The sequence below is a fragment of the uncultured Marinobacter sp. genome (genome assembly GCF_963974375.1).
Taxonomy (GTDB): domain Bacteria; phylum Pseudomonadota; class Gammaproteobacteria; order Pseudomonadales; family Oleiphilaceae; genus Marinobacter.
Map to the genome: position 1 here is coordinate 1 of NZ_CAXBDN010000158.1, position 10,111 is coordinate 10,111.

At 59.7% G+C, this 10,111-nt stretch carries 9 protein-coding genes and 1 pseudogene; 4 read left to right on the plus strand and 6 right to left on the minus strand.

The window, feature by feature from the left end; genetic code table 11:
• Nucleotides 1-251: pseudogene (locus tag AAC035_RS13465) on the minus strand (tRNA 2-thiocytidine(32) synthetase TtcA); the annotation flags it as partial.
• A gap of 141 nt (nt 252-392) precedes the next feature.
• Between AAC035_RS13465 and AAC035_RS13470 the strand changes: the two are divergent.
• Together AAC035_RS13470 and AAC035_RS13475 are read left to right on the plus strand one after the other, a co-directional pair.
• Nucleotides 393-1,094 (plus strand): DNA-J related domain-containing protein, encoded by a 702-nt coding sequence (locus AAC035_RS13470; protein ID WP_339805014.1) that lies wholly within the window; start codon nt 393-395, stop codon nt 1,092-1,094.
• A 14-nt stretch (nt 1,095-1,108) separates the two neighbouring features.
• Nucleotides 1,109-2,179 (plus strand): polysaccharide deacetylase family protein, encoded by a 1,071-nt coding sequence (locus AAC035_RS13475; protein ID WP_339805016.1) that lies wholly within the window; start codon nt 1,109-1,111, stop codon nt 2,177-2,179.
• 3 nt (nt 2,180-2,182) lie between these two features.
• On the opposite strand, the gene AAC035_RS13480 is transcribed toward AAC035_RS13475, so the two are convergent.
• Both AAC035_RS13480 and AAC035_RS13485 read right to left on the minus strand, forming a co-directional pair.
• Nucleotides 2,183-3,646 carry a DASS family sodium-coupled anion symporter gene (locus AAC035_RS13480; protein ID WP_339805018.1) on the minus strand — a complete coding sequence of 488 codons (1,464 nt, stop codon included), beginning with the start codon at nt 3,644-3,646 and terminating at the stop codon, nt 2,183-2,185.
• Nucleotides 3,647-3,682: 36 nt separating this feature from the next.
• The gene (locus AAC035_RS13485; protein WP_339805020.1) at nt 3,683-4,012 is read right to left on the minus strand and encodes a TraR/DksA family transcriptional regulator; all 330 of its coding nucleotides are present in this window, start codon (nt 4,010-4,012) and stop codon (nt 3,683-3,685) included.
• A gap of 249 nt (nt 4,013-4,261) precedes the next feature.
• Here AAC035_RS13485 and AAC035_RS13490 point away from each other — a divergent pair, with 249 nt between their 5' ends.
• On the plus strand, nt 4,262-5,032 hold the full coding sequence (locus AAC035_RS13490; protein ID WP_339805022.1) for an SDR family oxidoreductase: 771 nt from the start codon (nt 4,262-4,264) through the stop codon (nt 5,030-5,032).
• Between the two features lie 242 nt (nt 5,033-5,274).
• Nucleotides 5,275-6,537, plus strand: coding sequence for an ABC transporter substrate-binding protein (locus tag AAC035_RS13495; protein ID WP_339805024.1), 1,263 nt, complete (start codon nt 5,275-5,277; stop codon nt 6,535-6,537).
• Nucleotides 6,538-6,540: 3 nt separating this feature from the next.
• On the opposite strand, the gene glpK is transcribed toward AAC035_RS13495, so the two are convergent.
• From glpK to edd, 3 genes are all read right to left on the minus strand, one after another.
• Nucleotides 6,541-8,034 (minus strand): glycerol kinase GlpK, encoded by a 1,494-nt coding sequence (gene glpK, locus AAC035_RS13500; RefSeq protein ID WP_339805026.1) that lies wholly within the window; start codon nt 8,032-8,034, stop codon nt 6,541-6,543.
• A 68-nt stretch (nt 8,035-8,102) separates the two neighbouring features.
• Nucleotides 8,103-8,693, minus strand: coding sequence for a uracil-DNA glycosylase family protein (locus AAC035_RS13505; RefSeq protein ID WP_339805028.1), 591 nt, complete (start codon nt 8,691-8,693; stop codon nt 8,103-8,105).
• Nucleotides 8,690-10,111, minus strand: a 1,422-nt coding sequence (gene edd / locus AAC035_RS13510; protein ID WP_339805030.1) for a phosphogluconate dehydratase, incomplete at its 5' end; no start/stop codon positions are given. The genes edd and AAC035_RS13505, both read right to left, overlap by 4 nt.

The following is a 10,111-nucleotide window of genomic DNA, read 5'->3' on the forward strand; positions in this document are numbered from 1 at the left end:
GCAATCAGTTCAAACGGGACCGGCGCACTTTTCTGGAGATCCATCAGAATTTCCAGCATGGTGTAGGAGTCCTTGCCCCCGGAAAGGCACACCATCACCCGGTCTCCGGCTTCGATCATCCGGAAATCGGCGATAGCCTGTCCGGTGTCCCGCCGCAGCCGTTTATGCAGCTTTTCAAACGCAAGCTTGTGCTGATGCTCTGCGTCGTTTACCGGAGTGTTCTGCACTGCTGCCGTCATTACGTCCGCCATTAACTGTCTGGGTCCACGGGTCATCAAACGCGGGATTATACCGGACTTGACCGGCATCCGTCAGTGCCGTCCGGCAAACCCGGCCCCGGTATTGACCGCCGCCCACCGTAACCCTTCAGATTCCAGCGCCACTGGCATACCATGAGCATCATGACCTTCTCACCCAACAGCCCATCAGCACCAGCCCGGACACAATCCCGGCAAGGATCAGGCCGACCAGAACGATCAGACAGTGCCGGGCAGCTGCAACTGCAGATTCGCCTGCTCAGTGCTGCCGTCGAGGCCATCCTTCGCCAGCATCCCCGAGGCCTCTCCGAACTTGAGCTGATCCGGGCGCTGCAGGCCCCGCCCTGGTCTCTGGTAGGCACCGTGGACTACAGTAATCCCACTGACCTCTACCCGGTGCATTTCCTGCTGTTTCATGTGCTCTACCGACTGCGGGACGAACTGCATGGACAAGGCGAAATACTGACCATCACTCCGCTGCGGATCTATCTGGGCGGAACAGCCCAAGCCCAGGTAGTGGCCGGCGAAGGGCCTCCGGATCTTGCAGACCCGTTAAGGGCGTTTTATCTGGACCTGGACCAATACGAACTGCCGGACCATGCCATTCAGCGAATGGTGGACGACTTCTGGGCCGGGCGCAGCCACCGGCCTCAACCGGAGGAGGTAGCAGCTGCCTTTGACGCCCTCGGCTTTGACCAGCAGCCGGCTGACTTCGCCGCTGTCAAGATTCAGTTCCGGCGGGCGGTAATGAAGGCTCACCCTGACCGGGGCGGTACCACCGCGCACGTTCAGGCACTGAATCAGGCCTTTGCCCTGCTTCGTCGCCACTTCCGTTGATGAGGAAACCTGCCATGCTCATAAGCCGTATCTGCAAGAGACCAACCTTCATTCGGCGACGCCTGTCACTGCTGGCAACGATGATGCTGGCACCCTGGTTGGCAACCACTCCGGTAGCCCGGGCCGACCTGGTCATCCTGCAATACCACCACGTCAGCGATGCCACACCGGCGGCCACCAGCACCACTCCGGCGCTGTTCCGCGACCAGCTGGACCTGATCGAGCGCCTGGGTCTTGAGGTGGTACCGCTGGACTCCGGTACCCGGGCCGCGCTTGCCGGGGAGCTGCGTGACCTCCAGCAAGTGGCGGTTACCTTCGATGATGCTTACGACAGTGTGTGGACCGAAGCGGTACCCCTGCTGACCTCCCGAGGCCTGCCCTTTACCATCTTCGTCAACACCGATGCTATTGGCAGCCGGGGTTACATGACCTGGCAACAACTGGAACAGGTCCGGGATATGGACGGCGTGCTGATTGCCAATCACAGTGAGGACCATGGCCATCTGGCCAGGCGACCCGAAGAAAGCGGGGCGGACTGGCAGGCACGAACGGATCGCAGCCTGGATAATGCTCAGCAAACCCTTAAAAAACGTCTGGGACTGGATGAACCCTTGTTTGCCTATCCCTATGGCGAATACGACGAAGCTCTGGAGACGAAAATTGCCGAGCGAGGCTGGTACGGTTTTGGCCAGCAGTCCGGCCCGGTAGGCGAACATTCAGGCGCGCCCCGCCTGCCCCGCTTCCCCATGGCCACCAGCTTTGGCCAGATCGACAGCCTGCCGGACAAGCTGCGCAGTCGGGCCTTGCCGGTCGATGCGTCGGCACTGCCGGCGGGCATCATGACAACCAACCCTCCGACCCTGTCGCTGACACTGCCGGATGAGCTGGACCCGAACCGGATGACCTGCTTCGCCAGCGGTCAGGGCATGGTGGCGCTGAACATAAACGGGCAAGCGGTGGACATTACCCCGGACCGCGCTTTCAACAGCCGTCGCTTTCGCTATAACTGCACCTATCCGCTCGGGGGTGGCCGGTTCTACTGGCTGTCGCAGCAGTGGCTGGATCAGAGTCAGCCGGAGGACTAAACACTAGACACCAAACACCAGGCCCAGCAGCAGATAGGAAAACAGGGTTACCACAACAATACCCACCAGGTTCAGCACGAAACCGGCGCGGATCATGGCGCCGATCTTCACCTTCCCGCTACCGAACACAATGGCATTCGGCGGCGTAGCCACTGGCATCATGAAGGCGCAACTGGCAGCAATGGCCGCAGGAACCGCAAGCAGAGCCGCAGAGGCGCCCTGAGAAACCGCAAGGGCACCCAGTAACGGCAGAAACGCTGCGGCGGTTGCCGTGTTGCTGGTCACTTCTGTCAGGAAGATGATCACCGTTACCACCAGAGCGATCATCAGGATCAACGGCACTGCGTCGAGCACCGACATGGACTCGGCAATAAACGTTGCGAGACCGGAACTGCTGATAACACCAGCCATGGCTAGACCGCCACCGAACAGCAACAAGACACCCCAGGGCATGTCCCGGGCACTTTCCCAGTCCATCAGACGATCCCCTGACGAATTTGCGGCTGGCACCAGAAACAGCGCAAGGGCGGCCAGAATGGCAATGACCGTATCCCCCAGCCAGGGAATCAGGGAATCAGAAACCAACGGCTGAAGAATCCAGGCCAGTGCGGTTACCGCAAATACCAGGGCGACCCGGGTCTCAGCGCTGGTCATTGCGCCCAGTTCTTTCAGCTCATCCTGAAGGAGTTGCTCACTGTTGTCGTGACCGGTCAGATTGAAGGTGCGCCGGGTCAGCCACCACCAGACCAGCACCAGCATGACCACGGCTACCGGTACGCCAATCAGCATCCACTGGGCAAAGCCCACGTCCATACCCTGGTTTTCCGAGAGATAAGCGGCCAACAGGGCATTCGGCGGCGTGCCGATCAGGGTCGCTATTCCGCCCACACTGGCCGCATAGGCAATGGCCAGCAACAAGGCCGTGCCGAAACGCTTCACCTCCTCTTCATTGTCCGAACGCACCATGCTGATCACCGACAAACCGATGGGCAACATCATGATGGCGGTTGCGGTATTGCTGACCCACATGCTCAGAAAGGCCGTCGCCAGCATGAATCCCGCCACCTGACGACGGGGACTGGCACCCACCATCAGCAAGGTCAGCAGCGCCACCCTTCGGTGCAGGTTCCATCGTTGCATGGCAAGCCCGAGCGTAAAGCCACCGAGGAAAAGAAAGATAATGGGGTTGGCATAGGGTCCGGTAGCGGAGGCAACTGAACCAAGTCCAAGCGCAGGTATCAGCACAATGGGCAACAACGAGGTTGCCGGAATGGGAATGGCTTCCGTCGACCACCAGGCGGCCATCATCAACATCAGACCGAGGGCGGACCAGGCGGCGTCTGTCATGCCCCAGGGTGCAGGTAGTAACACGGTCATCAACAGCAGCAGAGGTCCGGCGACCAGTCCTAGTTTGCGACTCAATGGCAAACCGGTGTTTTGTTCATCGTTCGTTATCTGACTTGCCATGCCCTCTCCTGGCCGGTTTCCCATCAATAATGGCTTTTACTCGCTGATGGCTTCTGCACAGCGAACGCAGAACGAAGTATAGGGCAATACCTTGAGCCGTTCTGCTGCAATGTCTTCACCGCAGCGCTCGCACTGGCTGCCGATGCCCTGCTCTATCCGTTCCAGGGCATGTTGAATCTGCTGAAGTTCGGACCGTACCTCAGCGTCCAGTGAATCCACCACCTCATCGTTCTGGCGCTGAACCGCCTGCTCCGAGAAGTCCGGATCCAGCGCGCCATCTGTGCGGTGCTGGTGCTTCTCATACCGGCTCAGCCGCTCGCTCAGTTCCGCTTTCAGCTTCTCAAGTTCCGATTTGCGATCATTCATGACATGAACTCCTTCAGGGATGGGTGCCGACGCGCGGACCTGGTACTCCGGGCGGGGATTCACGGAGCATACCCGATAGATTGGTCAAGCAATTGATACCCGTCAAAACCATCGGCAACAGAAGGGGCGACACTGGGAATTCATCAAGGCAGTGGGTGGCTGCAGCATCTCAGCATTCCCTGAATTCCTGCTCATCGAACCGGATGGCCACAAATTGATCAACACACCGCAGATGCAGGAGTCATCATTATGACCAGACTTGAAAACAAGATAGCAATAATTACCGGTGGCACAGGTGGTATCGGCAAGGTCACCGCCGAGCTGTTTCTGAAAGAAGGTGCCAAAGTCGTTCTGGTGGATCTCGACGCCAGCCTGCTCGCCGAAACCGAAGCCGAACTGAGCGCGCTGGGTGAGGTCATGTCTGTCCAGGCTGATGTCAGCTCCGAGGCCGGTGCAGCAAATTACGTACAGCAGACCATGGACCGGTTCGGTCGCATCGATGTGTTTTTCAACAACGCCGGCATTGAAGGCAAGGTCGCACCGATCACTGACCAGAAAGTGGAGGACTTCGACAAAGTCATGGCGGTCAATGTGCGAGGCCTGTTCCTGGGACTGCAGCAGGTTATGCGGGTCATGCTCAAACAGGGCAGTGGCTCCATCATTAACATGTCCTCTGTGGCGGGCCTGATCGGAAGTCCCGGCGTGGCACCCTATGTTGGTTCGAAACACGCGGTGGTGGGCATTACCAAGTCAGCCGCACTGGAGGCGGGCCCCTACAACGTGCGGGTCAACTCGGTGCACCCGTCGCCGGTAAATACCCGCATGATGCGCTCGCTTGAAGAAGGCTTCAGTCCCGGCCATGCCGAGGAGGCGAAAGCGTCACTTGAACGGAACATCCCCCTGGGCCGCTATGGCGAATCCATTGATGTCGCCAATGTCGTGCTGTTCCTGGCCTCCGATGAGTCAACATTCATCACCGGAAGCCAGTATCGGATTGACGGCGGCATGTGCTCGCACTAGTGCTCCGTCTGGCGCCCCGCCAAACAGGTACTTTTTACCTATATCACTGAAATAGCAGAGCAATAATAATATCAGCGGCCCCGGCTTTCAGCCCCGGCCGCTTGTTCTGTTCTGGCCGCAGTAACAATTAAGCAACAATTCGATCCGCCTCAGGCCCTTGCCAAGACGTCAATTGGCGTCAACACTATCGCCTTTCATTTTCGTTTTGCAATTATTCACAATCACAGGGAGATACCCTCCGAATGCTCCGATCATGCTCTATCCGGTTTGTTCTGACCGCGCTGCTGCTGGCTGTTCCGTTACTCTCGGTCAGCGCTGAGCCCATAAAACTGGGACTCAACTATCCCGAAACAGGCCGTTATGAATACCTGGGGCAACAGCAACGCCTGGGCGCCTTTCTGGCGGTGGAAGAAATCAATGCCAGCGGTGGCATCTTGGGACAGCCGGTGGAGCTGGTCATCCGCAACACCCGCCTGGACCCGAAGCGCGGCGTCGCCAATGTCATTGAGATGATCGATGAGGAAGGCGTCCATATGCTTTTCGGCGGTGTGTCGTCCGCCGTTGCCATTGCGTCCGGGCGGGCTGCCCGTGAGCGGGACCGGATCTATTTCGGGACGCTCACCTATGCCAACCAGACCACCGGGGAAGCGGCGCACACCCACATGTTCCGGGAATCCTATAATGCCTGGATGACGGCCAGAGCACTGGGCAAGTTTCTCTCCACCGAGTTTTCCGACAAGAAATATTTCTACATTACAGCCGACTACAACTGGGGCTATTCCGTGGAAGACTCGGTACGCAGCCAGTCCGGCACCCAGGATTCTGAGCGCCACCCGGTGGTGCGCACGCCCTTTCCCAATGCCCGCACCAAAGATTTCCAGGATGCCCTGAACGAAGCGGAGGCCAGCGGTGCCGGGGTACTTGTTCTGGTGCTTGGTGGCGGCGACATGGTGCGGGCGGTGAATATGATTCACGATATGGGCCTGAAAGATAAAATGCAGATCGTCTGGCCCAACACCAGTCTCGGCACGGCGCTGCAGCTCGGCCCCACCCTGATGGAGGGCATCATTGGCGCGGCGCCCTGGTTCTGGACCCTGCCCTACGAGCACAACCATACCCGCGGCATCGAGTTTGTCGAGGCGTTCACGGAGGCCTATGACATGCGACCGTCCTCACCGGCGGCCTCGGCCTACAGCATCGTTTACCAGTACAAGGATGCGGTGGAGCGCGCTGGCACCACCCGCACCGCAGATGTGATCCGCGCCCTTGAGGGACATCGTTACAGCCTGCTGAAAGACGAACAGGAATGGCGGGCCTTCGATCACCAGAACGTCCAGTCGGTGTACGTGGTTCGCATGAAGCCCAGGCCAGACGTCATCAAGGATCCGTACAACAGCGACTTTTACGAAATACTGGACACCATTGATGGCGCCACAGCCGCGCGTACCCTGGAGCAATGGCAGGAAGTTCGCCGTGCAGCAGGCGCGCCCCTGACCCTGCAGTAGCCTTTACTGATCCTGCAAGCGCCGGACCGCCTCCAGCCAGCCCTGGTAGAGGCGGTCCCGATCCTGCTTGCTCATGGCCGGCTCAAACCGACGCTCGCACTGCCAGAGTCGCTGGATATCGTCGAGTGACTCGTAGACACCGGCCTGAAGGCCTGCCAGATAGGCAACACCCAGGGCTGTGGTTTCAATAACCTGTGGCCGGTCCACCGTGGCGCCCAGGATATCCGCCAGGAACTGCAGTACCCAGTTGTTTACCACCATTCCCCCGTCCACCCGCAGTGCCACCGGACGCACACCGTCGTCTTCCATGGCCTTTTGCAGATCTTTGGTCTGATAACAGACCGACTGCAGTCCTGCCGTTACGATTTCCTTTATGCCGGTATCACGGGTCAGGCCAAACATGGCTCCCCGGGCCTTGGGATCCCAGTGAGGCGCGCCGAGACCGGTAAACGCCGGCACCAGATAGACGCCGTGATCCACCGGCGTCTGCTCCGCCAGTGATTCACATTCATCGGCCATACGAATCAGGCTAAGACCATCCCGCAACCACTGGATGGCAGCGCCTGCAATAAAAATGCTGCCTTCCAGGGCATAGGTGGTTTTGCCATCAAGCCGATAACCAACGGTCGTCAGCAAACGGTGTTCAGACCTGAGCGCCCGCTCACCGGTATTGAGCATCAGGAAACAGCCGGTACCGTAGGTGCTTTTTGCGGTGCCTTCCCGGAAGCAGGTCTGGCCAAACAGGGCAGCCTGCTGGTCACCCGCCACCCCGGCAATGGCAATACCGGCACCGGGCAGGTCATCAGCAATCCTGCCGAAATCAGCGGCGCAGTCCAGCACCTCCGGCAACAGGCTTTCCGGAATACCAAACAGCGCCAGCAGCTCAGGGTCCCAGCTCTGGGTATGAATATTGAACAGCATGGTACGGGAGGCATTGGTGGCATCGGTGTAATGGGAGCGGCCTCTGGTCAGTCTCCACAGCAGGAAGCTGTCTACGGTGCCGAAGGCAAGCTCACCCCGCTCGGCCCGCTCACGGACGCCCTCGACATTATCCAGCAGCCAGCGAAGTTTGGTAGCCGAGAAGTAGGGATCAATCAGCAGCCCGGTCCGGTCTGTAACCTCTTCCTCATGGCCTTCATCTTTCAGCGACTGACAGTAGGCCGCGGTTCTTCGATCCTGCCAGACAATGGCGTTATAAACGGCTTCCCCGGTACTGCGGTCCCACAGAATTGTCGTTTCCCGCTGATTGGTGATGCCAGCAGCGATCACCTGCTCCGCACTCAGCCTGCCGCTGTGGAGCAGCCGCTGGCAGGTGTCCCGGACGGTGCGCCAGATAGCTTCGGGATCGTGCTCGACCCAGCCGCTTTGAGGATAGATCTGCTCGAACTCCTCCTGCTCCATGGCCTGAATCTGCCCTTCGCGGTTAAACAGGATGGCTCTGGAACTGGTGGTTCCCTGATCAATAGCCAACAGATACTCAGGTCTGGATTCAGTCATGGGTAGGGCAAACTCCGGTGTCTTGTTATTGGGATGGTGCTCACAGGGTCTGGAGAAAATGCCGGCCATCAGGCCAGCAACAGGGTTACCCTTTCCCGGAGGACCGGGAGCACCTCTGCTTCAAACCAGGGGTTTCGACGTAACCACAGGTTATTGCGGGGGCTCGGATGTGGCAAGGGCAAGATGGACGGCCAGTGGCTTTGCCAGTGCCTGACCCGTTCGGTGACCGCCTGCGACGGCCCGGGGAGGTGCCAGCGCTGCGCGTACTGACCGATGGCCAGGGTCAGCTCCAGTTGTGGCAGCCGCGCCAGCAGCAACTGCCGCCAGGTATCAGCGCATTCAGGCCTGGGCGGCAGGTCACCGGATTTCCCGGTACCAGGGTAGCAGAACCCCATGGGCACAATGGCAATGCGGGGATCATCGTAAAACTGGTCCCGACCAATGCCCAGCCAGCTTCGCAAACGATCACCACTGGGATCATTGAAGGGCAGACCGGTTTCATGAACCCGTCGCCCCGGAGCCTGGCCGGCGATCAGCAACCGGGCTTCGCCACTGACCTGTACCACTGGCCGCGGACCACAGGGCAATTCCGCCGCACACAGGCTACAGGCCCGTATCTCGGTCAACAGATCCTTCAGGTTGGTGTCTGCCGGGGTCATGCAGAACCGTTCCAGAAAAAGCCGGCACCCTGCTCCGGTGTCGCGGAAAGTTGACGAAAACCGGCAAACAGCTCGCGCCCCAGACCCTGATGATAATGGGAGAGATCCACCGGCTCCGGCTCCCGGGCGGCCAGCTCGTCGGCCGTCAGCTTGACGGACAGCTCGCCGGTATTGGCATTCACCAGAATCCGGTCGCCGTCCCGGAGTTTCGCCAGTACGCCACCCCGGGCCGCCTCCGGATAGACGTGAATGGCCGCCGGTATCTTGCCACTGGCGCCTGACATACGACCATCGGTCACCAGAGCCACTTTGTAGCCCCGGTCCTGGAGCACGCCCAGATAGGGCGTCAGCTTGTGGAGCTCCGGCATGCCGTTCGCCGCCGGCCCCTGATAGCGGACTACCGCCACCATGTCGCTGTTCAGCTCATCTGCATCAAACGCCGCCGCCAGCTCGTTCTGGTCGTTGAAGACCCGTGCCGGAGCCTCAATGACCCGGAATGCTTCGGCCACCGCTGACACCTTGATAATTCCCCGCCCAAGATTGCCCTGTACAACCGTCAGGCCACCTTCCGGCGCAAAGGGACGGCTGCCGGGCCGGAGTACTGATTCATCAGCAGAGGTTTCTGCCACCGGCTGCCAGACCAGGGTGCCATCGACCAGTTCGGGTACTCTGGTGTAAACCTCGAGTCCCTCGCCCATCACCGTGCGGACATCGTTGTGAAGCAGCCCTGCGGCCAGCAGTTCACGGATCAGAAACGCCGTACCGCCAGCCTGATGAAACTCGTTCACATCGGCCTGACCGTTGGGATACATACGGGTCAGCTGGGGCACCGCTGCCGACAGCTCGGCAAAGTCCGTCCAGTCGATCAGGATACCAGCGGCGCGGGCAATGGCGACCCAGTGCAGGGTGTGGTTGGTTGAACCACCGGTTGCCAGCAACGCCACCAGGGCATTGACGATGCTCTTTTCGTCCACCATCTCGGCCAGCCCGGTGTTGCCTCCATTGGGACCGGACAACCGGATGACCTGTTCTGTGGCGGCTTTGGTGAGGGCATCCCGCAAGGGGGTACCGGGATTGACAAAGGCAGCCCCCGGCACATGCAGTCCCATCACTTCCACCAGCATCTGGTTGGAGTTGGCGGTGCCATAGAAGGTGCAGGTTCCGGGGCTGTGATAGGACTGACTTTCCGCTTCCAGCAACTCGTCACGACCTACCTTGCCTTCGGCATAGAGCTGCCGGACCCGTTGCTTCTCCTTGTTGGGCAAGCCCGAGGGCATGGGGCCAGCGGGCACCAGTATCGTCGGCAGATAACCGAAACTCAGCGCCCCGATCAGCAATCCCGGTACGATCTTGTCGCAGATACCCAGCAACAGAGTGGCGTCAAACATGTTGTGGCTGAGTGATACCGCCGTGCTCAT